Origin of the sequence: uncultured Flavobacterium sp. (assembly GCF_951805225.1) — a bacterium.
In the GTDB taxonomy this organism is placed as follows: domain Bacteria; phylum Bacteroidota; class Bacteroidia; order Flavobacteriales; family Flavobacteriaceae; genus Flavobacterium.
Genome location: NZ_OX638201.1, coordinates 1214064 through 1239300 on the forward strand (window position 1 = coordinate 1214064; position 25237 = coordinate 1239300).

A 25237-nucleotide genomic window follows, 5' to 3' on the forward strand; every position below is an offset into this window, starting at 1 on the left:
TCTATTTAACTAAAAAAGGAATATTTATGGAAGATTTAAAGAGATTGGCTTGCCTGAATGTTTAGTTTTTAATTTGAATTTTGAATTTTAAAAGTATAGGTTGTTACTTCCGTTAATGTGATTTTACACTTCTTATTAGAATAATATTTTTTTGTGATGTTTAATTCAAAACCTGCAAAAAGCATTGTAATTACTAAAGTCAAAATTATAGCTGTTTTTATTTCTTTATATTCCATTTTTAAGAAGTTTTAATTTATTCAATTGGAATACAAAAATCTACGATACTTATTTTTTCCGGATGCTCATTGAAATTATTATAATAAATTTCATAAGGATTTCGATCCGCTTTTTTATATCCGTTTTCGTTCATCCAAATAAAAAGGCCACTCCATGATTTCTCAAATTCATCTATTCTAATTTCAAAATGTCCTACAATAAATTTACCACTTTCAATTGTCGTTAAACCAATTTCTCCGTCAACATTAATTTTTTCTTTCAGGGAAATACAAGCACTCATTCTAACTTTATCGGGATCTGTAACTTTAAAACTGTCGTGATAAATAGTAATTATTTTTACGTTTTCATTTTCTAAAAGCCCTTTTGGAGTTGCCCACTTAATTAATTTTGTATAAGCATTATGCATTCCTTCGTGTCCAATTTGGGTAATATAGGCAAGATCTAATTTTGGTAATTCTTTAATTTCAATTTTTGCTTTCATTTTAATCCAATTTTTATGATTATTAATGTTGCAAATATATTCGTCAGTTATGCCATTTTCTTGTCCATTCTTGCTATCCGGTTTACCAATCTTGCTAAATTTGTTTGCGTGGTTTCTTCTGAAGTCGGAGGGACTTATTGCGTAAAATTTCTTAAAAGTTCTGGTAAAAGAAGAATTGCTGTTAAATCCATATTGTAATGAAAGTTCAGAGATTGTGATTTCTTTTTTATGTATAAGTATTAATGCAGCTTTTTCAATTCTTTTACGAGTAACGTATTGATTTATATTCTCGTTTGTGATTGCTTTAAAAATTCTGTGCAAATGGAATGGCGAGTAATTTCCAATTTTAGCGATAGTTTCCAAAGTCAGTTCCTGATCTAAATTGTGGTCAATAAATAGTAATATGTTATTAATCCTTTTTATGTAATCTTCTTTCATATTTCAGTTTTCTACCGTTCTAAATTAATCTTTTAATGAAATATCAATCAATAGTTGAATCAAAAATTATCAATTAAAAAACATTCCAGGAATAAACCAATTGCAAACCAAACTTCATTATTGGTCATTGAACAGCAATTGAAAACAATTTAGAATATTAAAGAGTCATAATTTCTCTTCTTTTCCTGTTGGGATTGATGGAAAATTGAGCAAGAAACGGATTCTTAATAAGAAGAACAGCATATAAATTTGTTTTTATTTAAAATATAAAAAACATGAAAAAATTTAAAATTGTTCCGTTGTCTAAAGAGTTTGTAAGTCAAATTCGGAAAACAAATATTGATAATTTTGGTAATCAGGTTTACGAGCAATTAGCAACGGGAAAAGGACCATGCCGAATTTCGTTGAAACCATTTAATGTCGGTCAGGATATTCGTTTGGTTTTTGCTTATAGTCCGTTTTCAGAAAACAATGCTTTTAATCAATCCGGACCTATATTTATTCACAAAAACGAAGTCGAGCAATATTCGGATATTTACAATTTCCCTAAAGAATTAAAAGCAGATAAAGAAAATTTTCCTTTATCGCTAATTGGCTATAGCAAAGAACAAAAAATGATTTTCACTAAATTAGTTGGCGACAATGATATCGATTTACTAATTGCAGAAATCTTTGAAACAAAAAGCGATGTTGAATATCTTCATGCAAGAAATTCAGAAGCTTGTTGTTTTATTTGTAAAATCGAAAGGGTGTAGTTGTGATCACTAATATGAAGTTATCCTTAGAATTAATTCCTATTTAGTTAAGTATTCTTTTTATATGTTTTAAAGTTTTGAAAGCTAAGAAATAGTAGCTTTTGTTATATTATTTTAAAGGCATTGATTATCAATTTGTAGTTGATTTTCAATGCCTTTTTTTAATATTATGTTTTTGTTTTAGGTCAATAGTAACTGTTTTTACACTTTGTTTTATGTTGATTGTTCGACAATTGTAACAGATTACTAATTACTTTTTTTATCCAAATTTTGAACAATTAAGCCGCCTTCAGAAATGACAAATGTTTGTTCTTCAAAAATTTTTTCCATTATTAGCCACACTTTATCAATAATTGAAAACGTCTTATTCTGATTTTTATCCTGAACGGTTAATAAGCCAGTGTAAGTAATACTTTTTATTTTTTGTATATTGTTTTGAAAACGTAGGTTTGAATTTTCATAATCATACGTTTTAGTCACTGTTACAAAAGGTTTCTGTTTATCTAGATATTCTTTGAATACCATTATTTCATCAAACAATCTTGTTCTTTTACCATTAACCTGCTCGATAAAAATATGATACTGATAGTTTTCGTTTACTTTTATTAGATTATCATCAAGATCCTTTGCAATAATATTAGTTACTTCGGGACGCCTGATATTCATTTTGATATTTACTATTACATCAAAAAAATGTAATTCTTTTTGTAGTTCTTTATCCTCTTTACCAGTTTCTCGTAAATGAACAATTAATATTTTATTATACTTAGCAAATTGTTGAGCATCGGCAGTATAACCACTTTTAGACACTATAATTCCTCGTTTTATATCGGTATCATTAATGATTGATAAAAGTTTCATCACTGTTTCTTTAGTGACTTTTTTATTCCAATATTTGCATTCTATAGCAGTTCTATACGTACCAGTATTATCAGTTTCCGAAGTTAACACGTCTACTTGATGCGTAACTCCTGAGTTACCCTTGATTTTACAGTTATTACCGTATCCTTCAATATTAATGTTATATTCTTTTCCTAAAGTTTCATAGATATATTTTGTTATAAACTCATAGGTTTTCCAGTCAAGTTTGTTTTGATCTTCCATTTAGCTTAGAATTTATTAAGTGTCAATTAATGCGATAAGATCTCCTACTATTATTCATTATTAGGCATTGATTTTAACTTATTGTTGATTTCAATGCCCTTTTTTTATTATTATTTTCCCGACATAATAAATTTAATATTTTTTGTTTAAGTAAATTATCTTTTCAATTTAAAATAAATATTTGAGAGTTCTGTATCTTCGTTTGCAATCAAGTACTTTTCCAGTGCCGTGATTATGTATTGATTTTTTCTAAATCGAGTTAAAAATATTTGATCAGAACAAATTTTCAGCCAACGAGGATCAAACTTCTCTTTTGAGTACCTCTCTGGGTTAAGAAGAAATTTGTAATATTCATTTTTAATTTTAGATCTTTCAATTTTAGATCTTTCAATTTTACCGAAATATAATAATCTAATAAAATTCAAAATCTGGATATTCTGATTTTTTCTGTAGTTATAATCACTTTTTAATTGCAAAAGAGAATTTATCTTGATTTTGTAAGTTTGTATAATCTCGTCTGTGACAAAATTTATGTTGTCAATTGCAAAACATAAATCAACTGTTTTAGCCTCACCTGATTTTAGAAATTCATGAAGTTTTGATATGAAGATTGTTTTATCGTTATCATTTAAACTGTTATAAATTGAGTCAATGTGTTGTATATTATTTTCAAAAGTTAAATTTTCTAAATTAAATGATTCTAAAGCAAAATTTTCGTTTTTAATTTTTAGTACATTCAGTAATAAAAAGTAAGTTTGATTATATCTATAATTAATATGAAACAGATCCATAGTTTTTTCCAAATGAGAAGATTCTATGTGCATATATTTTTTATCTATAACCATCTCTAAGTATTTATATTCAAATCCTTGAGAAAATTTTATATGCTTGATAAACTCATTTAACTTATTAATGAAGGTATTAATTTGATAGGCACTAAAATCAAAATGAGCTATTATTATGCATATGTTTTCTAGTTTAGTTTTTAATGATTGTGCAAAATAATCATCAGAAATTATCTCGGATATAAATTTTAATTCTGGCATAAATTCATAACCCGTTTCTTCAGTAGCAGAACTTAAGAAATTTGATACATCAAAAATAAAACTGTTTGCACTTTTATCAATTTCTATATTATTTAAATTATTCTCTTTTAAAAAGTCAAGTAAATCTTTAGGTTTAACATAATTTACAATCATTTTTAAAAGATAATTATCATAAGTGTTAAGTGCTGGAACGCCAAAGATTCGCGGAGAATCTGAGACATCAATTAATTTTATGGAATAAGCTGTTAAAAAAGCAGATATAGATTTTTCAATGGTTCTGTTAATTTTTGAAAAACCATTACCATACACAAAATTATATTCTCTAAAATTTTCTAGATCAACTATACCATGATATAGATTGGCTATATCGTTATTAGAACTAGAGCCGCCTAGTTTAATTAAATTTTTGGTTTTGAATATTTTAAAGTAGTTGTCATCAATATCATTACATAAATTCTGTATATATACACCGTTTTTAATTTCTCTGAGAAATTCAAACATTTTCTCATCAACAAAATATCTAATTTTATTCAATTCACGATCTAAGTCAATGCTTCTTACTTCATTTTTAATTGATTGCATTTCGTCATTAGTAAGATTTGGAGATATAAATGTTAAGTGAGTTTTTCCGATCCTGTACATATTATATTTGGCTAGGAAACTAACTTCGTACTTTTTAACTTTGTTGGCTTTTACAAATATCTGTTTAAATGCATAGAAGGATTTGTGATTTTTAAAAATACTTAATAATCCAAATGCATATGATAAATCATCAAATAAGTCAGAGGATTCGGAAATTATATATTTGTCAATTTGTTTTAGAGATTTTGCAAATTTATAGCTGCGAAGATTACAATTAATACAGTCACATGTTGCAGGTTTAGTTTTTTCTTGTAATGAAATTTTTGTTGAAAAGTCGCCTTTAAAAAAACTATGAGTAAGTTTGTTTAAAGGTTTTACTAAGTACTCTACACCAGACCAAATAAGTCTGTGAAGGCAGTATTTTATCTTTTCTTGCTGAGATTCACTAAAGTTTTCATCATCTTCTCCTTGGTATCTATTTATTAAATTAAATAAATCTTCATTATAACAAATGATACTAGCTTCTTTAACAATTAAATCATTGTTGGTTCCCTTGTAATATTTATTAAAAGGATAAAAATTAGCGATAAATTTTTCTGGCAGAACTCTAAAATAATAAAATCTATACATAGCATTGTATAATTCATCTATAATTTGATCATCCTTTAACTTTTCACCAGCATTGTATTTGTATTTATCTAAATCGAATTTTTTTAAATAATTTAATATTTTGTAAACTTTGGAACTGTGCTGACTCAATGAATCTTGGTTAATATCAAGGTAGTTATCAAGATCTAAAATCTCATTTTTAGCTTGATTATAATTTATAATATTTATCCCTAGGTTTTCGTAATAAATTTTTTCCGAATGAGAAACGGTATCGGATAAATTTATAATATAAGCTCTCTGATGATGTTTTTTTAGTAAATACTGCATTTCTCTATTTACTAATTTTAAGTTTATATCTGAAAAGCTATATCCAATAAACAATATAACTTTATTACTAAACAGAGATTTTATAAAAATTTCTTTTAAAGTATGATTCTTACTGAATTCTAGGTAATCAGTTTCTTTAAGGACAATATTATGATTATCAAAATCTCCATGATATTTAATTAAAAGATTTTTATGTTTGGCGTAAGGTAAGTCTTCATCTTTGACTACAAGCGAAAAAGGAAGCCCTTCATTTTCTATGATTTGTTCGAAGAAATTATCATAATTAGTGGTGACAATGTGCTGCGGATTAAGATTATAAATAATACTATGTATTGGATTATATTTATTGGTACTTTTTCTATATATAATTTCTTTTATAATGCTATTGTAATCTTTCTCTCCTTTTTCATTAAAAAGAAGCTGCGAAATTTTTAAAGCATCATTTTCGTATTCAGCATTAAAATTTAATTTTAATTTTATACCAGCTAACAAATCTTTCCAAACTGGTAAGCCAGAATCTACAGAGACTCCAGAACCTGCAAAAACCACTAGCTTATCATTATTAATAGCTTCTTTTAAAAATGCAATTTTATTTAAAATCTCTTTGTTATTATCCATCAATACAATTTTTTATTTGAGGACAATTTAATGATTTTTGGTAAGAAATATTAGCATTTTTTTATTGTATAAAATGTGTATGTTTATATTATGGTAAACATGTGCTATTTTTAAAGTGAAAAGCATCAAAATTTATCGATGATTATTTCGAAAATATATAAAGACATAACTTATAGAAGTAAAAGATCAGCAGCTTCAAAAATTAAAAAAACGGTAGTATTGAACAAATACTGTCAAAACAAAAAAAGAGACTTCAAAAGTCTCTTTTTAGAATTAATATATCTTCTATAAATAATTACTTATTGATTAATTTTTCAAACCTCGCCATCATTTCATCTTTCTCTTTCAACATACGTTCGTATAACGCAATTTTTTCATCATATAATTGAACAATTTTGTCAACAGGATTGAAAGTGGGTTGGTAGCTAAACCCGGAAGCGACAGCGTTATCCTTAAAATCTTGGAATGAATAAGTATTTGCAATCACATTTACCGCTTGTTCTGCATCAAAATTCTGAAAAGCTTCAACCGGAATTTTTAATACAGCTGAAATTTGTTTCAATAGATTATCTTCAATTACATCTTTCTGCTCGAGCATAGAAATTTTCTTCTGATTCCAGTCATTTCCAAGATCATAAGCTAATGCTTCCTGCTTTATGTTAAGCATTTCTCTAAAACGTTTGACGTTTTTTCCCTGATGTATTTTCTGTTCCATAATGAATATCAATTTTCTAAAGACTCAAAGATAAAGCCATTTTTTGAATTAAAACTCTGCGTTTCTAAAATTAAAAAAATTTCCTGTGAAACCTCGTTTTTGAAAACAGGTATTTATACGTTGTGCAAAGTTGTTTTGTTTTTGTAATTTCATTCTTGTTAATTAATTTAAAGCACTCAATCGCATTATCTAATAGGATGCTTTTCCTTAGTTATCAGTTTTACTTGATTTGTGCCTGTTTCACTTTAACAGATATGCCTTCAACACACCCACTTCTATACGCCATATTAATATAGTTAAAAATATTGTTACCTATATAATTGCATTTTATTTTAATCATTTAATCAATAAGCAATGGATTTAAAAGAAAAACTTAATCAAATTGGCCAACAGCCAGACCTAATTCTTATTATTACAGATGAGCAGCGTGCTACACAACATTTTCCACCTGGATGGGAGGAGGAAAATCTCCCAACTCTAACATTTCTTAAACAGAATGGTTTTAGTTTCGATAGAGCATTTTGCAATACCTGTATGTGTTCTCCCAGCCGCGCAACTTTATTTACAGGAACATATCCTGCCAAACATGGAGTCAGTCAAACTCTAACCGAAGGAGGTCTCTTATCTCCACAAGAGCCAACACTCAGTAATTCTGTTCCCAATATCATGAATGTGCTTTGGGCAGAAGGTTATGATGTGCAATACAGAGGCAAATGGCATATGAGTAAAGGAGTAGCGCCTAATGGTACTAAAACAAATTACGAAGATTTAACCGCTGCAGATATTTCGCTATATGGTGCAATGGGCTGGGTTGCTCCGGATGCCGGCGAAGATGTTAATCCGCTTAATTTTGGTGGCGGATATGCAAATCACGATGCAAAGTATACAGCCGAAGCCATACAATACCTAAAGGAAGTAAAAGCTCAAAGAGCTGCAGGAAATCATAAGCCGTACTGTCTTGTTCTTTCACTTGTTAATCCGCATGATGTATTAGCATATCCAAAATCGGCAGGAACTTCAGGATACCATTCGTCAACCTGGACCGGTAGAGAAATTGGACTTCCGGCTACTGTAAATGAAAATTTGCTTGAAAATAAAAAACCAATGGCTCAGGAACAAATTTTAGTGAATATGGCTTTAAGTCTGGGCGAAATAGCTAGTCAGGACGATAAACTAAACTACATTAATTTTTATGGTTATTTGTTAAGTCATGTAGATAAAGAAATTGGATATCTGATTAATGAACTCTATAAGGAAGATGAGCATGGAAATAAACTGGCAGATTCTGCAATTGTGACCTTAACCTCAGATCATGGAGAAATGGGGCTCGCTCACGGTGGATTGCGCCAGAAAACTTTTGTAGCCTATGAAGAAGCGTTAAGAGTGCCACTTGTTATTTCAAATCCAATATTATTTAAAGATCACAAGATAAAGCAATCAATAGCATTAGCGACATTGGTAGATATTATGCCCACTTTTATTGACATAGCAAATGTATCAAATCCGCCTACAGGACTTGCAGGTACAAGTTTACTTCCTGTAATGGAGAATAATACTCCCGTTCAGCATAGTATTTTATTTACTTATGACGACATTAAGGCTGGTTCTAATAGCAGCTGGACAGTTGTAAAAGCAGCTAATCGTATCCGTTGTATCAGAACAGAAAAATGGAAATTCGATTATTACTTTGATGCAGCAACAGCTTATTTCAAACAATATGAACTATATGATTTAATTAATGATCCATTAGAAATTACAAATCTTGCTTACGATCCGGCTTACAGCGAAATCAGAAGAGATTTAGAAGAGCAATTGCATCAGCTTGAGGTAGAAAAACTCTGGGTCAATATGCCAAAAGATGTTTATAGTACTACAACATTCAACTAAAGACTAAACAATAGTAATAACAATAAATCATAAATTATGTCACAAAGTATAAAATCAGAGGTTAGTAAAGTAAGTTATGCAGATTTTAATAATCCTGCGGGACAAACAACAATACAGGGAATAAGAGGAGTTTCAGAGTCTGAAAATGTATATATTGCAGGCAGTTTATTAGGTCAGAACAACCTTGTTCAGGGATTAATTTACGAAGGAACTCTTAAAGGAGGCGGTAATGAAGGAAAATGGCATATTGTTAATTTTCCAAGCACACCAGAAGCGGTAGTTAACAATACTTCTTGTTATGGACCTAATAACGGACATCATGGCACGATACAAATTGTCGGGTCTTATAAAATATCAACTTCTACAAGTAAAGCACCAAGCGGAAATCTCGGATTTTATTACGAAGGTCCTCTTGATGGCTCAGGAACGTGGATTCAGGTATCGCCTAATGGAGGAAATACCAATAATGTATTTGTTCACAGTGTAATGGGTGGTCTTGCAGTTGGAAATTATGATGTTGAAAATGATAAAAACGGATACGCATTTTTGTATGATGTTGCAAATAAAGAATGTACCGAATTCAAATTACCGGATTCATTAACAACTACTTTGTATGGTATTTGGCACAATGAAGGCGATAGTTATACGCTTGCCGGAGGATATACAACACCTAAATTTGGAAAAATAAGTCAAGCCTTTCTGGTTGATTACAATTCTAAAACTAAAAAAACTACTAATCTAAAGTCATTTAGTTACAACAATGAAACAGTTTTGTCTATAATTACGCATTTTGAAGGTATTACCATTTCTAAAAATGGTGGTTATAATATGCCATCGGATTGGGTTACCGTAAGCGGAGAAAAAACTGGAGCATCATTTGTTTCTGTAAATAGAAATTCTGACGGATCATTTGGAGAAGCAAATTGGATAGATATCGATTTTCCCAACTCAACTGCCACAAGCGCTAACACAGCTTATAAAAATAATATATTAGGTGTGTATGTAGCCGAAGATAGTGCTGGTACAAAAACTGTATCTTCTTTTGTTGCAAAAGTTAATATTGAAAAACAGATTGCATTGTAAACAAGTTTGTAATTACCAAAAAAAAGAACTCTATAATCCGAAGATTTAGAGTTCTTTTTTTTTAAAATAAATGTTTAGGAAAATACTAATACTTAATCTTTTAAATGCTGTTTTAGAAAATGAAGACTTCCTTTAGCCAATTCTTCTGCATTATGCGGAGATTTCTGCCATAAAGAAACCGCCTGCTGCATTCCCGGTACATCTGATGAAAAATTTTCCAAGACAAGATTTCCTTCAAAATCAATTTCTTTAAGAGCTTTAAAGAGTTCATTCCAATTAACAGTTCCTTCTCCGGGCATTCCACGGTTGCTTTCGGTAATGTGCATGTGTTTTAGTAATTTTCCGCAGTTTAAAATCGGATCATAAAAATTACTTTCTTCAATATTCATATGAAAGGTATCCAGATGAACTGCAAGATTTGATGCATTTGTTTTTTTTATGAGTTCGAGTACATTTTCTGCCGTATTGCAACAATAACTTTCATAACGGTTGATAGGTTCTATACCAATTGTAATTCCAAGTGTTTGAGCATATTGAGCAGCTTCTTGCCAAACATCTGTAATGATTTCTTTTTCATTATCTGTAATTGGATTTCCTGTAAATACTCCAATTCCTCCGTGAAGTACACCTCCTAAAAAAGTAGCATCCAAAGCAGCGGTTTTATCCAATGCTTTACAAATCAATGTTAATGCTTCTTTAGGATAAAAAGGAATATGTGCTTCTTTGGGCAGGTTTAAGGAACAGGCAACATCAAGATTATTTTCTTTAAGTTGTCTTTTTACTGTTATTGCATCAAAATCCATACTATTAGGAAGTAGGATTTCAATCATATCGAAACCAGTTTGAGCTGTTTTTTTTATAGCATAATGTCCAGCTTCGGCATTCCAAAGAGGTGTTATCCAGGATAGGAGAGAAGCTCCAAATTTTATTTTCATTGTATTATTTTTAAGTTAAAATATCCACCATTCAGATCGGACACCAAAATAAGTACCAAATCTTTTTTGACCTGCTTGTTGTAAAAAAGGTGAATACATAGCATTTTTTGCATAATCATTATAGCGGGAAACTTCGGCAATAAATCTCAAATGCGGTCGCGCCCACGGACTTCGCTCGGCAGTAGGAACGATAGTTGGAGCAAGCGCAAATTTTACCATTGAAGCTGTGGGATTATTACCGTCTTGACGTGCCGTATAATGCAGTTCAGAGACGAGATGAAACCAATTGCTCATGTAATAAATTACTCTTGTACCTATCGCTAAATCTGTTTTATAGTTGTAAATATCCCGGTTATAAAAATCAGGCGCTTTATCCATTCTGGCTGCTCCGCCTTTGCTTTGAGTATAAACAGCATATGGATTAACACTTATTCTATCGGAAAGATTCAGCATAAGATGCTCTACCATTGTAAAAGAATAAGCTCCTTTATAGGTTTTATCATCAGTTCCCGGAGCGCCAAAAGTACGCCAGGTTTGCGTATTTCCATTGTCTCCACCATTGGCAATTCCGGTTCCATAACGCATAGAAAACTGATTAAAAGATCCTATTTTTTTTGTTTCAAGCTCCGAATTTATTTTAATTCCTGCCACAAATCCATTATCAGATGGATAGGTGGGAGTTGCATTTTTAGTCACTGCCGGTACATGGTGATATTCTGCCAATAATTTTACAATATGTTTTCGCGATAAATTAAAACTATGTTCGGCAACCATAACTTCGCGTTGACGATAGGTTAGTGACTTATTGCCTGTTATAATATTAGAATAAGAATAAGGCGTTCCCATACCCGAAGATGTAGTATCAATAGCAGCGGGAAAAAACATTGAAAACGAGCTTTTTTTATATTTGATTCCAAATCCCTGAGAGGAATGATCGTCAAAATAAAAATAATCGGCAATGTGAACATCATCGTAACGCATGTATCTTGCTCCCGCCCAAACGCTCCATTGACTTCCAACAATATTACGCGCTTCTACAAATGCTTCGGGTAAACTAACAATCATCCCATCTGTAGATCCTGAATTTACGTTTCCTAAAAATGTACCGTTAGAAGAATAAAATGCAAGTCTTACCTGAAAGTCAATAGCCGTTTGCTCTTTATTAGCATTTACCGGCATAAAATGAAAGGCAGGCAGTAAATCTACATAATCGCCTTGATCCATTCTTCCGCCAAGAGAACCCTGATTTAAAAGATTCAACTGTCTTCCTGTGTGACCTTCAATGTCCGGAGAATAACCAAATCCTATTCTTCCGGTAGTTCCAAATGAGAAGTTTTTATTGCTGATAACAATCTGACTTTTAACAGAAATAGAAAATAACAGTAAGATTCCTAATGTTATAAACCTGTAAAAAACAGATATCATATACTGCTTTTATTTATTGCAAGTTCTCCTAATCCTAGTGTTTTTGGCTTGTAATATTTGACAGCAAATAACAGGATAACCACATAACAAACTATTGGTAAAAGATAAGCATAAGCAATATTTGTATTGGCTACAAATCCCATAATAGGAGGGAATACTGCTCCGCCAAACATTGCCATAACTAAGAAAGAAGAAGCTTGTTCTGTTTTATTCCCAAGTTTTTTTAATCCCAAACTGAAAATAGTTGGATACATTACACTTAAAAAGAAGTTAAGCATGATTAAAGCTCCAAACGAAACCCATCCGAAATTTTGTGAAATAATCACGCAAAGTAACATATTGCAAATGCTGTATAAAGCCAATAATTTGTTTGGCGCAATGTAGCGCATTAAAAATGTACCAATAAAACGCCCAATCATCATCATAGCCATACTTAATGAAAAATAGTAAGCCACCTGATTGTCAGGAAGACCTGTTTTTTCTACACCATAATTGATAAAATAAGCCCAAGTTCCGCCTTGTGCTCCAATGTTAAAGAACTGCGCAGCTACAGCCCACATAAAATGACGCTGACGATGTAATGGTGCGTTAGGTACTACATCGAGGTTTACTGAATCAATTGTGTTTTCTGCTTGTTCTGCATGCGGATCTTTTAGAGCTGGTACTTTTACAAACCAAAAAGCCAATGCGATAGCCAGAATTACAAAGCCAATAATCATGTAAAGTGTTTTAACAGATTCCAGACCTTCAGTACCTTTTGTATTTAGTATGAAAAAACCACCAACCAAAGGGCCAATTATAGCACCTAAACCATTAAATGATTGTGCAAAATTGATTCGCTGGTCGCTTGTGCGTTCGTCTCCAAGTGAAGCGACGAAAGGATGCGCTACGGTTTCAAGAGTTGCAAGTCCGGAAGCGAGTATAAATAAAGCAGCTCTGAAAAAAGAAAATGATTCGTTTTGAGCAGCCGGAATGAATAAAAAAGCACCTAAAGCATATAAAATTAGTCCTAGTAAAACTCCTTTTTTGTAACCGTATTTTTTCATGAACAAACCAGCCGGAATTCCCATAACGGCATAAGCGCCAAAAATAGACAATTGTACCAGTCCGGATTCTGATTTACTAATGTGTAAAACATTCTGAAAATGTTTGTTCAGTACATCTCCCATTGTAATGGCAATCGCCCAAAATAGAAATAATGAGGTTACAAATATGAACGTAATAGTATATTTTTTTTCTGTAAATTTAGCTTGTGACATCAGATAGTGAATTAAATTGAAGAAGAAATTAGTTTGTGATCTTGGCGGAAAGCATTAAAATCCGTTAAGGTATAAGAAGGGCAAGCGCCTTCTTTTGAAGTAATAAAACCTCCTAATGCAACGGCTTGTGCCATAATTTCTTCCGGACTTGAATTGGTAATTCTCTTAGAGAGAAATCCTGCCAGAAACGCGTCACCACTTCCTACAGTATCGGCTATTTTTACAGGAACTGCCAAAGCCTGATAATGATCGTCTCCGTTATAATAAATAGCGCCTTTACTGCCTTTACTTATCAGAACTTCATTTATATTAAACTCGTCTTGTATGTAGCGAATGCTATCATCTTCATTGACATAATCTCTTCCTAAAAATTCTAGTATAAGTCTCAATTCAGCTTTGTTCATCTTAACCAAATCTGCTTTATAAAGAAGTTCTTTGACCACAGGAACAGAAAAGAAAGGAGGTCTTATATTGACATCAAAAACTTTGAATTTAGCTATTTCCAAAAGCTGAAAAAGTGTATTTCTAGATTTTTCTCCTCTGGTAATAAGACTTCCAAAAACAAAGGCAGCAGCATTACTAACTTTATTAATTTGGTCGTCTCTATATTCGATAAAATCCCACGCAACAGGTTCTGTAATATCATAATGTGCTTCATTATGTTCGTCTATATGAGCCAATACAGTTCCGGTAGGATATTGGTTGTCGATTTGTGTATTTTCAGTAGCGATATTCCAGTCAGATAACTGTTTCATGAGATCGCGACCTAGTTTATCATTTCCAATTCGGCTTATCATGTGGGCATCGACTCCCATTCTCATCAAATTGTAAGCTACATTAAAAGGTGCTCCTCCAGCGCGTGCTCCGTCAGGGAATATATCCCAAAGTACTTCTCCATAGCAGTATATGGATGATTTAGTTGTTTGTTCTTTCATAAGTGGTTAGGTTAAACGTTTAAGCAAAGTTTTAAATAAAAAAGTATTATAGATTATTAAATTTTGAAAACTATATTAAGGTGCATTTGAATTTCTGGTATGTTGTTTTGTATCGTAATAAGTGGAATTTGTAATTTCATATGAGATTAGATTAAACGTTTAAGCAAAATGATAAATAAAAAAGTATTATAAATTATTGAATTTTTGAAGAGGCTTTAATGTGTATTTGAGCTTCTAGTGTAATATTTTGTACAGGAAGCTGCGGATCTTTAATTTTATTATGAAGGACTTCAACTGCTGAAATTCCAATATCAGTCAAAGGCTGACTTACGTAGGATAATGGCACGCTGAAAAGTTCGTATGCTTCCGTTTCATCAAAAGCCACAACAGCAAGATCATTGGGTACAGCAATTCCAAGTTTCATGATCTTTTTTAAGCCTGAAACCGCCAGTTTATTACTTACAAAAAATACAGCATCAGGTTTGGTATTGCCTTGAAATATAGTATTGAAACCTTTATCAATATCCTCATCAATGTGATCCTTGTTAATATTCAATATATTATGATCGTTGTAAGCTATGTTGTATTTCTTCAAGGCATCTTTAAAACCCTTTGTTCGTTGCATCAAATGATCCAGCGTTGAATCATAAGCTACGATAAGTATATTGCTTCGTTTTTCTTTGATAAGATGTTGCGTAACATTATAACTGATTTCATAATTGTTAATCTGAATATTGTCTGCCTTAATCTTTGGAAGATAACGGTCTATGAAAACAAACGGAATATTTTGCTTTTGTAATCTTTGCAAACAAGCTTCTGAATTTTCAACAGGCGCAATAATTAATCCTTCCGCTTGACGGTGATAAAACATGCTGACAAGACTTTCAAATTTTTCTTTATTTTCGTCAGAACTTCCTATAATAAGCGTGTATCCTTTTTTAGTGGCTTCGTTTTCTATTATTCGGGCTATTTGTGAGAAATAGGGATTGGCAATATCAGCCACAATAAGTCCGATAATATTAGTTCGTTGTGTTTTTAGATTTTTTGCAGCAGTATTGGCACGATAATTTAATTCTTCGGCTGCTTTGATAACCTTTTCTGTAGTTTCTTTTCCAATGCGGCCGTTGGGCTTATTATTAAGCACATAAGAAACCGAGGCGATAGACACACCCGCTTTTAATGCTACATCTTTTATGGAAACTTTTTTCACTACAACGTTTTCTTGAAGGGCAAATATAATAAAGTTAAACGTTTAAGCAAATTTATTTAAAAAATAATTTATGTTTTCGAAAAGATAAAATATTGATTAAAAAATAGATTGCCAGTATTTTGAATGTAATCTATACTAAAATCAGCCTTAGATTGAATTTCTATCATTATATATGCAATATAAATCGTCAGTTTTTTAAGCAGAAATGACTGCAATTTAATAGACTTTCATGAATGGGTTTTAAAACTTTTGAGTCTTACTTATTTATTCATTCTGCATTTATCACTACAATATTTAACTTCATCCCAAACTTTTTCCCATTTCTTTCTCCAGGAAAAAGGACGATTACAAACCGGACAGATCTTGGTGGGCAGATTTTCTTTTTTTAATTTTCGCATTAGAATTGGTACTATTTCAATTACTGGACTTTAATTTCTCCATTTTTTCTAATGTTCCAAATGATGGCGCTTGCATATTTTCTGGTTTCTTCAATATCAACTATCGGAAACGGATAATCTTTTCCAATTTCACATTCATACAATTGCTGATCAATCAAGCCCAATTTCCAAGGTTCATGAAGTAAATGAGGCGGAATATTTACGAGTTCCGGAACCCATTTTTTTATAAATACTCCTTCGCTGTCATGTTCTTCAGAATTTTTAATGGGATTGTAGATTCTAATAGTGCCTGTTCCTGTTACGCCCGCCTGCATTTGCAACTGCGGATAATGAATTCCGGGTTCATAATCCAGAAATTGTCGTGCTAAAAAATGAAGATCCCGCCAGTCTTGCCAAAGATTAAAAACAAAAAAAGAAACCACCAAAGCACGCATTCTAAAGTTGATAAATCCGGTTGCAATTAAACATCGCATACAAGCATCAACAATAGGAACGCCAGTTTTTCCTTCTTGCCACGCTTTTATGTAGATTTCATTTTTAGGTTTTATCAGTACGTCAAAGCTATGATCGATATTTTCAAACTCAATGCGGCAATCACTTTCAAATTTCTGCATAAAATGGCAATGCCAATGCAGTCTTGAAACAAAATTAAGCATCGCTTTTTGGTTTGGAGACGCTTCATAAAACTGATTCGTATAATGATATACCATTCTCATACTTACGTTTCCGTAGGTAAGATAGGGCGAAAGTCTGCTACAGCTTTTTCGGCTTAAGCTGGGTTTAGAAATGTGTTTGCTGTAATTTACATGACGTTCTTCTGCAAAACTTTTTAAATACCGCCAAGCCCAATATTCACCACCTTGCTGAAAGTTTTCATTGTGTTCCGTAATTTCTTTAGAAAGTGTTTTTCCTTTTAAGTTCAGATAAAAATCAGGATTTAAACTTTCAAAAGTGATAGTTTTTAAATCAATAATTTTTGGGTCTGCACGCATTACTTTTTCCCAGCGTTCGTCCCAATTTTCTCTGGATTTCAGTTTTCTTATTACACCATGTAATTGTGATTGTTTCCACAAAATGTTATGATTATTAAAAAAAGACTGCATGGCAATATCGCGGTCAAAGGTGGTTTTATTGCCAATTTCCTGATGCGAAAACACGGTTTTAATATCATAAATGCTGCATAATTGCTCAAAAACAGGTTCGACTTCATTGTGAAAATAATAAAGTTGCGCTCCAATTGCCTTTAACTTAGATTGCATTTCCTTCAAAGATTCATAAACAAACCTCCAATGGCGAACATCCGAATCATCGTGTGCCATTATTGAAGGTTCAAAAAAGTAAACCAAAAGCAGCGGAATATTTTCTTGCTGAGCCATAAAAAGAGGTTCGTGATCTGTAAAACGAAGATCACGTTTGAACCATATAATATTTATCTCTTTTTTGCTCAATTTTTAAGTTGTAATGAAGTCAATGTCTTTGTTAAGCAGAAGTTTTTATCTTCTCTTTGAAATTTTATTATTTGAAATAGCTCTTTGTCGGCTGCATTTAAAGCGATCTATTTCGACAGAACGTTTTGCCGAATGTTTGGTTTTGCAATTCTCTACACGTTTACGCCATAGTTTATAACTGCTAAATTTCAATTCTTTTTTCATTAAAGCCTTCACATCGGCTTCTGATAAATTAAACTGAAATTTTATAGCATCAAATGTAGTTCTGTCTTCCCAAGCCATTTCAATGATACGATCGAGTTCAAGTATAGAAAAGTTACTATTTTTTACATTCATATAAATGAGTTTTTTAGACTATTAAATGGAATAATTGTAAAGCTAAGATACTTAATTAAATTTATTTTGTTTAATCTTATTGTATAAAAGTTAAACAATAACTATCTTTAAGGTGTAAATCAGCTTTTTATTAAAGCTGATTGTAAATATTGAGAGATTAGACAGCGTTTTTAATTTAAAGATATTACAATGGAAAAAGTACTGGTTATTGGAGGAAGCAAAGGAATTGGCAGTGCAATAGTATTGCAGCAATTAGAAAATAAACAGGTTTACAACATCAGCAGAAATGCTCCTGATATTTCGCATCCTAATTTAATTCATTATAATGCAGATGTTTTAATTGATACACTTCCTGAAATTGAAAGTATCGATGCTCTTATTTATTGTCCAGGATCTATAAATTTAAAACCTATTTTGAGTTTAAGTATTGATGATTTTCGAAATGATTTTGAAATCAATGTCATTGGCGCTGTAAAAGTGATACAGCATTATTTGCCGGCTTTAAAAAAAGGAATAAATCCGTCGATTATTCTTTTTAGTACAGTTGCCGTAAAACTCGGAATGCCTTATCATGCCAGTATTGCTGTAGCAAAAGGCGGAGTAGAAGGTCTTGTGAAATCGTTAGGCGCAGAACTGGCTCCCACAATTCGTATTAATGGAATTGCACCAACGATTACCGAAACTTCATTGTCAGCTTCTATTTTGCGAAATGATCGTATGAAAGAAAATATGATCGAACGTCATCCGCTTAAGAATTATTTAAAACCTCAGGAAGTGGCGCAAATGGCAGATTATTTGATTTCTAAAGGCGCCGGATCAATCTCCGGACAAATTTTTCAAATGGATTATGGTTTGGTTAGTTTTAAAATGTAAACAACCCAATCCGCGTTTATCCGCGTCAAAATTAGACGCTGATTTTACTGATTTGCTAAAGCGAAAACGCTGATAAAACGGATCTTTATAATTGCTTTCTTAATTAAACTGTTAAGTAATTTTATAGATTTCCTCTTAACTTAATGACATTGCCCAACGGGTTATAAAAAATAAAAGCATGAAAATTCTATTAACAGGCGTAACAGGATATATTGGTAAAAGGCTTTTGCCTTTATTGCTGGATCAGGGACATGAAGTAATTTGTTGTGTGCGGGATAAAAAACGATTTTATTATCCTGAAAAAGCTTCAGTAAACATACAACTTATTGAAGTTGACTTTTTAAATCAGGAAAGTGTAGAAAAAATCCCGAACGATATTGATGCGGCTTATTATCTAATTCATTCCATGTCTGCTGCGGATAATTATGATGAATTGGAAAGAATTTCAGCTAACAATTTCAAGGAAAAAATAAACAAAACAAATGCCAGACAAATTATTTATTTAAGCGGAATTGTCAATGATAAATCCTTATCTAAACATTTATCTTCGAGAAAAGCAGTAGAAGAAATTCTAAAAACCGGAAAAATTCCAACTACCACTTTAAGAGCGGGAATTATTGTAGGATCGGGAAGCGCTTCTTTTGAAATTATTCGGGATTTGATTCATAAACTCCCAGTAATGATTACTCCAAAATGGCTTAACACCAAATGTCAGCCTATTGCTATTACTGATGTTTTGGAATTTTTAATAAAAGCATTGCTAAATCCTAAAACTTATAATGAGAGTTTTGATATTGGCGGACCTGATATTCTGACTTACAAAGAAATGTTATTGAGATTTGCTGATGCTAAAAACCTCAAAAGATACATTTATACGCTTCCGGTAATGACGCCAAAATTATCATCGTATTGGTTGTATTTTATTACTTCTACTTCTTTTAAATTGGCTTCGGCATTAGTGAGCAGCATGAAAGTTGAAGTGGTTTGCAGGGATAATAGAATTAATGAATTGCTGGATGTAAAACCAATTAGTTACAATCAGGCGTTGCAAAAGGCACTTGTAAAGATTGATGAAGATGCTGTAGCTTCGAGCTGGAAAGATTCACAAATTAGCGGACAGTTTAAAGGAAGTGTTTCTTATTATCTCAAGGTTCCCAAAAAGGATTGTTTTATTGATAGAAGAAAAAGAAAAATCATTGACCGTGATTCTACGATTGCCAAAATTTGGTCGATAGGCGGAGAAACGGGCTGGTATTATGGAGATTGGCTGTGGAGTTTACGTGGCTTTATTGATAAACTTTTTGGAGGAGTTGGCGCAAGACGAGGCAGAACAAACAAACATGAAATTCATGCTGGCGATGCACTCGATTTTTGGCGTGTGGTTTATGCTAATAAGGAACAGGGAAAATTAATTTTGTATGCCGAGATGAAACTTCCCGGAGAGGCATGGCTCGAATTTAAAATTTTTAATGACACATTATATCAGGCGGCAACTTTTAGACCTAAAGGAATATTTGGTAAACTTTATTGGTATTCTGTGCTTCCTTTTCATGGTTTTATTTTTAAAGGAATGATAAATAAATTAGTTTTAAAATAGGAGATAATCACAGTTTGTATGATATATCTTAACTCTTTTTTAATGTGCTATAATTAAAGTCTTTCAATTTTATTTTTGGAATATTTTTGTTAAAATTAATTTCAATTTTTATTTAGAATGAATAAAAATAAATTTATTTTTGGGCAAAATTTAACAACCAAAAGTAATGAAGAAAAAAATTGTAATAAGTAGTTTTTTCTGCTTAGTTAGTAATTTTATATTTTCCCAAACCTCAGGTATTTCAGGTACAGTTAAAACTGCAAACAGCAGTTCTGAAACGGTTAATATAAAAATTAAAGAAAATGCGGCAGCAACTGTAACAGACAGTCGTGGAGAGTATATCTTAAAAAATCTCTCAGCCGGTAATAAAATAGTAATAATATCAGCTGTTGGTTTTGAAACACAGCAAATCGCCGTAGAACTTAAGGACAATGAAATTACGCTGGTTCCTGAAGTTTTTTTAGTAGAAACAACAAACCAGCTTCAATCTGTAGAAGTTACCGGAAGAAAGAAATCATCGTATAAAAACGACAATACTTTTTCGGCAACTAAGTTAGAGATGAGAGTTATAGATGTGCCGCAAAGTATATCGTTTGTAACCAAAGAGCTGATTCAGGATCAACAGGCATTGCGCTTAAAAGATGTTGGGAAAAATGTCGCAGGTGTAAACGAATTTAGTACTTATGATGATATTACCATTCGAGGTTTTAGAAATAATGATAGTAACGGAAGGTTAATCAACGGTCTTCGAGGCGTAAACAGTTTTTGGACAAGTCCGCTACTTGTAAATATCGAAAGAGTAGAATACATAAAAGGACCGGCATCTGCTGTTTTTGCGAATTCAAGTCCAGGTGGAACGATCAATATGATTACAAAAAAACCGTTGGATGAAGCAAGACAGGCGATTCAGTTTACAACAGGAAGTTTCAATACTTTTAGAACTTCTGCTGATTTTACCGGTCCTGTAAACGATGATAAAACGCTTTTGTACAGATTGAATTTAGGATATGAAAATGCAGATACTTACAGAGATCAAATCAGTAATAAATCGATTGTAATTGCACCTTCTGTTTCCTTTATTCCAAAAGAAGGAACTCGTTTTAATGCCGATTTAGTATATACTAATCTGGACACAAAACTAGACAGAGGAAGAACTATTATTCAGGGAACTACTGATCTTTTTGCTACTCCAATTGGTTTTAATATTGCACAGCCAAATGATTATCTGAAAAGTAAAACATTAGCATTGACTTTGTCTTTCAGTCAGGTTATTAATGAGCATTTGACGTTTAATGCTTCTTATTTAAAAGTAAGATATGATGAAGAATTGAACGAACACGGTTTCAACGGTTACATTACGCCTACAATGATTGCCATGTATTTTAATGATCGTAAAACGATTCAGCAGGGAAATAATCTTTCGACTTACTTTTCTTCAAAATTTAAAACGGGAGAATTGGAGCATCAGGCAGTTGCAGGATACGATTATATTAATGGAGAAATTAATAAGTATGAAAGAGATGCAGAGAACGAATCCGGGAATGTGAGTAATTTTGATTTATTAAATCCTACTTATTTAATACGACCAATTGAAACGTATAAGTTTACTGCATCAGAAAATGAAATAAGTGAATATTATACTAACGGATTCTATGTTCAGGACTTAATCAAATACAAAAAGATTCAGTTATTGTTAAGTTTAAGACAAGAGTTCTATACTTTTCCTGAAAATAAAGCTGCAGGAATTACAGATGGTAAAAAATCAGAAAAAGCATTATTACCAAAAGTTGGACTTACTTATAGTGTTGCTGATAATATCAATGTTTACGGAACTTATGCCACTGGATTTGAAGCTCAGGACGCTTCGATATTTGGCAGCGCAAATTCAGGAGGACCTTTTGATCCTATGACCAGTAATTTATATGAAGTAGGTTCTAAAGGAGAATTCTTTAACAAAAGGCTTTTTGTGGGAACTGCGGTATATCAAATTACAAAAAACAATATATTGGTAAGTGCCAACGATGCTTCAAATCCGGATTTGTTAGAACAAAGAGGGCAGGAGAGAGCAAGAGGTTTTGAAGTTGAAGCCACAGGAAGAATTGATAATAACTGGAGTGTGAATTTAAGTTATGCTTATAACAATGCGATAATTACTAAGTCTACAAAAGATGATTCGGATAATAAAGTAGGACTTACAAAAGAAAATGCGCCAAAAAATATTAGCGGAAGCTGGATAAAATACAGCTTTACCGAAGGAAAAATAAAAGGATTAGGTCTTGCAATTGGTCACAGTCAGGTTTCTAAAAGAGAAACATTTGTACGCACGCTGCAACTGCCTTCTTATGTAGTTTTTAATGCTGCAACTTATTATAAAGTAGATCGTTTTACAATTGGAGTTAATTTCAATAATATTTTTGATAAGAAATATTTAGTTGGCGGTTATAATTATCAGCGAAATTTTACCGGAGCACCAAGTAATTTCCTTGTGAATGTTGGTTATACATTCTAATTTTTACAAGTATTAGATGAGAAAAACTTTAAATAAAATACATTTATGGCTCGGACTTGTGTCCGGGCTTGTTGTATTTATAAGCATGTTGGCGGCCAGTATTTTTGTCTGGGACGCAGAATTAACTTCTTGGTACCATAAAGACAAAGTTTTTGTGCCTGAAGTCAAGACTAATGTTGTACCACTGGACAGTCTTACTGCTGTTATAAAACAAAAACATCCGTTTTCAGATTATGCTATAATTGACAAGAACCCAGAAAAAAGTTATGTTTTTACCAGTTATAAAGAGAATACAAAACCGCATTGGACCGCATTTTCAGATTATGAAAATTACAGTAATATCTATATCGATCAATATACAGGTAAAGAATTAGGAGAAGTTGATTTAAGATACGATTGGATCTTTAATCTTAGAATATTGCATCAAAATTTGTTGCTGACTTATGAAATTGGTCATTATATCGTTGGGTTTTCGACCTTGATTATTTTTATGCTGATTTTAACCGGAATCTATTTATGGTGGCCCAAAAATAAAGCGGCATTAAAACAAAGGGTTTGGTTTAGATGGAAAAACACCACAAAATGGAAACGCAAAAACTACGATATCCATAATATTGGCGGTATTTATACCTTTATCTTTATCTTGATTTTTGCTATTACAGGCTTGGTCTGGACGTTTGACTGGTGGACGAACGGAATCTACAAAATCTTAGGAAATGATCCTGAAAAGGTTTGGAACAAAGCTCCGGAAATTTCGAAAGAAAGCAGTGCAAAAACCTTAAATCCGTTAGAATATATTGTAAAAGACACAAAAGAAAAAATCCCAAATTGGATTTCTATAGGTCTTTCATTACCTGAAAAAATCTCTAAAGAAGCAGTTCCTATTACCACTTTTGTAAAGCATGAAGGAAATTCCGGTTGGGATGAATCTGACAGTTATACTTATAATAGTCACTCGGCTCAGAATTATTATAAAGTAACACATAACGATAAAACACTTGGAGCAAAATGGCGAAACAGTAATTACGCCATTCATACAGGCAGTATTTATGGTTTACCAACCAAAATATTAGCTTCGTTTATTGCGTTGTTTTGTGCATTGCTTCCTGTAAGCGGTTTTTTGATTTGGTGGGGAAGAAACAAAAAGAAAAAATAGATTAAATTTCCAGTTTATTTTATTGAATTTTAAATGATTAGATGTTTTTGCATTTCTTTTAAAATAAAAAAACTCACAATTAAATTGCGCACAATTTAATTGTTCGTTATATTTGTGCTGTTGTTTTGATTCAAACAATTTTAATATTAGAATTTTTAATTTATAAAATAAGAAAGAATGTCGTTAATAGAAGATTTAAACTGGAGACATGCCGTAAAAGCATATGACTCAACAAAAAAAGTATCAGGAGAAGATTTAGATAAAATTTTAGAAGTTGCCAGATTAGCTCCAACTTCATCTGGTTTACAGCCTTTTCGTGTGATTGTGGTAGAAAATCAGGAATTGAAAGAGAAGATGGTTAAAGGTGCATTAAATCCGGAAGTTATGAGAGATTGTTCTCATGTATTGGTTTTTGCTGCATGGGAGAGTTACTCTAATGAGAAAATCGATAAAGTTTATGATCATCACACTGATGTAAGAGAGTTACCAAGAGGTCGTTTCAATAGTTACACAGATCAGATTAAGCAAATCTACGGAGCCCAAACTCCTGAGCAGCATTTTGCACACACAGCAAGACAATCTTATATCGCATTAGGTTTGGCAATGGCTCAGGCAGCTGAACTTAAGATTGATTCTACTCCGGCTGAAGGATTTAGCAATGAAGTAGTAGATGAGATTTTGAATCTAAAAGAATTAGGTTTAAAAAGTGTTACACTTTTATATTTGGGTTATAGAGACACCGAAAATGACTGGCTTTCTAAAATGAAGAAAGTAAGAATTCCTATGGAGGAATTTATCATCAGAAAATAGTTTTTTACTTTACTTTTTGTCAATAGATTATGGAAGATAACCATCCGCTGCAATTGGGAAACCAACTTTGTTTTCCGCTTTACGTTATTTCAAAAGAAGTTATCGGTTTGTACCGACCATTTCTTGATGAACTTGATATTACCTACCCGCAATATCTTGCGATGATGGTACTTTGGGAGAAAGATGGATTGACTGTAAATCAGATTGGCGAAAAACTGTTTCTTGACAGCGGTACGTTAACACCGTTATTGAAAAGACTTGAAGTCAAAGGTTTTATCATCAGAAAAAGAAAAAAAGAAGATGAAAGAGTCGTTGAAGTTTTTTTAGCTGATAAGGGAAGAAATTTGCAGCAAAAAGCGTGTGAAATTCCCTTAAAAATGCAGGAAAAACTAAATTTAACAACAGAAGATTTATTAGAACTCAAAGAAACTGTTCAGAAAATTTTAAATAAAATTCAAAAATAA

22 protein-coding genes are annotated in these 25237 nt (G+C 32.0%); 9 read left to right on the forward strand and 13 right to left on the reverse strand.

Annotation, left to right across the window (positions count from 1 at the left end; translation table 11 throughout):
• Positions 1–68: 68 nt before the first annotated feature.
• A complete protein-coding gene (locus tag WN975_RS05160; RefSeq protein WP_337965552.1) occupies positions 69–236 on the reverse strand; it encodes a hypothetical protein in 168 nt (55 codons plus the stop codon).
• A 17-nt stretch (positions 237–253) separates the two neighbouring features.
• Entirely contained in the window at positions 254–1156 is a 903-nt protein-coding gene (locus WN975_RS05165) for a GyrI-like domain-containing protein (RefSeq protein ID WP_337965553.1), read from the reverse strand.
• Positions 1157–1431: 275 nt separating this feature from the next.
• Here WN975_RS05165 and WN975_RS05170 point away from each other — a divergent pair, with 275 nt between their 5' ends.
• Positions 1432–1911 carry a DUF1203 domain-containing protein gene (locus tag WN975_RS05170; protein WP_337965554.1) on the forward strand — a complete coding sequence of 160 codons (480 nt, stop codon included), beginning with the start codon at positions 1432–1434 and terminating at the stop codon, positions 1909–1911.
• A 246-nt stretch (positions 1912–2157) separates the two neighbouring features.
• Here the strand turns inward: WN975_RS05170 and WN975_RS05175 are convergent, their stop codons facing one another.
• The 3 genes from WN975_RS05175 to WN975_RS05185 all read right to left on the reverse strand — a co-directional run bounded on the left by WN975_RS05175 (position 2158) and on the right by WN975_RS05185 (position 6912).
• A complete protein-coding gene (locus WN975_RS05175; RefSeq protein ID WP_337965555.1) occupies positions 2158–3015 on the reverse strand; it encodes a restriction endonuclease in 858 nt (285 codons plus the stop codon).
• A 155-nt stretch (positions 3016–3170) separates the two neighbouring features.
• Positions 3171–6197 (reverse strand): SIR2 family protein, encoded by a 3027-nt coding sequence (locus tag WN975_RS05180; protein ID WP_337965556.1) that lies wholly within the window; start codon positions 6195–6197, stop codon positions 3171–3173.
• Between the two features lie 295 nt (positions 6198–6492).
• Positions 6493–6912, reverse strand: coding sequence for a helix-turn-helix transcriptional regulator (locus tag WN975_RS05185; protein ID WP_337965557.1), 420 nt, complete (start codon positions 6910–6912; stop codon positions 6493–6495).
• 354 nt (positions 6913–7266) lie between these two features.
• On the opposite strand from WN975_RS05185, the gene WN975_RS05190 reads away from it, so the two are divergent.
• Together WN975_RS05190 and WN975_RS05195 are read left to right on the forward strand one after the other, a co-directional pair.
• Positions 7267–8799, forward strand: coding sequence for a sulfatase-like hydrolase/transferase (locus WN975_RS05190; protein WP_337965558.1), 1533 nt, complete (start codon positions 7267–7269; stop codon positions 8797–8799).
• A gap of 36 nt (positions 8800–8835) precedes the next feature.
• Entirely contained in the window at positions 8836–9882 is a 1047-nt protein-coding gene (locus tag WN975_RS05195) for a hypothetical protein (protein ID WP_337965559.1), read from the forward strand.
• A gap of 92 nt (positions 9883–9974) precedes the next feature.
• On the opposite strand, the gene WN975_RS05200 is transcribed toward WN975_RS05195, so the two are convergent.
• The 8 genes from WN975_RS05200 to WN975_RS05235 all read right to left on the reverse strand — a co-directional run bounded on the left by WN975_RS05200 (position 9975) and on the right by WN975_RS05235 (position 17828).
• Complete coding sequence (locus tag WN975_RS05200) at positions 9975–10817, reverse strand: sugar phosphate isomerase/epimerase family protein (RefSeq protein ID WP_337965560.1); 843 nt, start codon at positions 10815–10817, stop codon at positions 9975–9977.
• A 15-nt stretch (positions 10818–10832) separates the two neighbouring features.
• The gene (locus tag WN975_RS05205) at positions 10833–12242 is read right to left on the reverse strand and encodes a carbohydrate porin (protein ID WP_337965561.1); all 1410 of its coding nucleotides are present in this window, start codon (positions 12240–12242) and stop codon (positions 10833–10835) included.
• Positions 12239–13501, reverse strand: a complete 1263-nt coding sequence (locus WN975_RS05210) for a sugar MFS transporter (RefSeq protein ID WP_337965562.1) — start codon at positions 13499–13501, stop codon at positions 12239–12241. Before WN975_RS05210 ends, WN975_RS05205 begins: the two co-directional genes overlap by 4 nt.
• Before the next feature lie 11 nt (positions 13502–13512).
• Entirely contained in the window at positions 13513–14436 is a 924-nt protein-coding gene (locus WN975_RS05215; protein ID WP_337965563.1) for a carbohydrate kinase, read from the reverse strand.
• A 193-nt stretch (positions 14437–14629) separates the two neighbouring features.
• Positions 14630–15646 (reverse strand): LacI family DNA-binding transcriptional regulator, encoded by a 1017-nt coding sequence (locus tag WN975_RS05220; protein ID WP_337965564.1) that lies wholly within the window; start codon positions 15644–15646, stop codon positions 14630–14632.
• Between the two features lie 260 nt (positions 15647–15906).
• Positions 15907–16044: a DUF2256 domain-containing protein gene (locus tag WN975_RS05225; protein ID WP_337965565.1), complete on the reverse strand. Its 138-nt coding sequence runs from the start codon at positions 16042–16044 to the stop codon at positions 15907–15909.
• A gap of 20 nt (positions 16045–16064) precedes the next feature.
• The gene (locus WN975_RS05230) at positions 16065–17492 is read right to left on the reverse strand and encodes a deoxyribodipyrimidine photo-lyase (protein ID WP_337965566.1); all 1428 of its coding nucleotides are present in this window, start codon (positions 17490–17492) and stop codon (positions 16065–16067) included.
• A gap of 45 nt (positions 17493–17537) precedes the next feature.
• Positions 17538–17828, reverse strand: coding sequence for a TIGR03643 family protein (locus WN975_RS05235; RefSeq protein ID WP_337965567.1), 291 nt, complete (start codon positions 17826–17828; stop codon positions 17538–17540).
• 189 nt (positions 17829–18017) lie between these two features.
• On the opposite strand from WN975_RS05235, the gene WN975_RS05240 reads away from it, so the two are divergent.
• From WN975_RS05240 to WN975_RS05265, 6 genes are all read left to right on the forward strand, one after another.
• Entirely contained in the window at positions 18018–18701 is a 684-nt protein-coding gene (locus WN975_RS05240; RefSeq protein WP_337965568.1) for an SDR family oxidoreductase, read from the forward strand.
• A 178-nt stretch (positions 18702–18879) separates the two neighbouring features.
• Positions 18880–20298: an SDR family oxidoreductase gene (locus WN975_RS05245; RefSeq protein WP_337965569.1), complete on the forward strand. Its 1419-nt coding sequence runs from the start codon at positions 18880–18882 to the stop codon at positions 20296–20298.
• Between the two features lie 166 nt (positions 20299–20464).
• Positions 20465–22807, forward strand: coding sequence for a TonB-dependent receptor (locus tag WN975_RS05250; protein ID WP_337965570.1), 2343 nt, complete (start codon positions 20465–20467; stop codon positions 22805–22807).
• A 16-nt stretch (positions 22808–22823) separates the two neighbouring features.
• On the forward strand, positions 22824–23963 hold the full coding sequence (locus WN975_RS05255; RefSeq protein ID WP_337965571.1) for a PepSY-associated TM helix domain-containing protein: 1140 nt from the start codon (positions 22824–22826) through the stop codon (positions 23961–23963).
• Between the two features lie 177 nt (positions 23964–24140).
• Positions 24141–24773: an NAD(P)H-dependent oxidoreductase gene (locus WN975_RS05260; protein ID WP_337965572.1), complete on the forward strand. Its 633-nt coding sequence runs from the start codon at positions 24141–24143 to the stop codon at positions 24771–24773.
• Positions 24774–24802: 29 nt separating this feature from the next.
• Positions 24803–25237, forward strand: a complete 435-nt coding sequence (locus WN975_RS05265) for a MarR family transcriptional regulator (protein ID WP_337965573.1) — start codon at positions 24803–24805, stop codon at positions 25235–25237.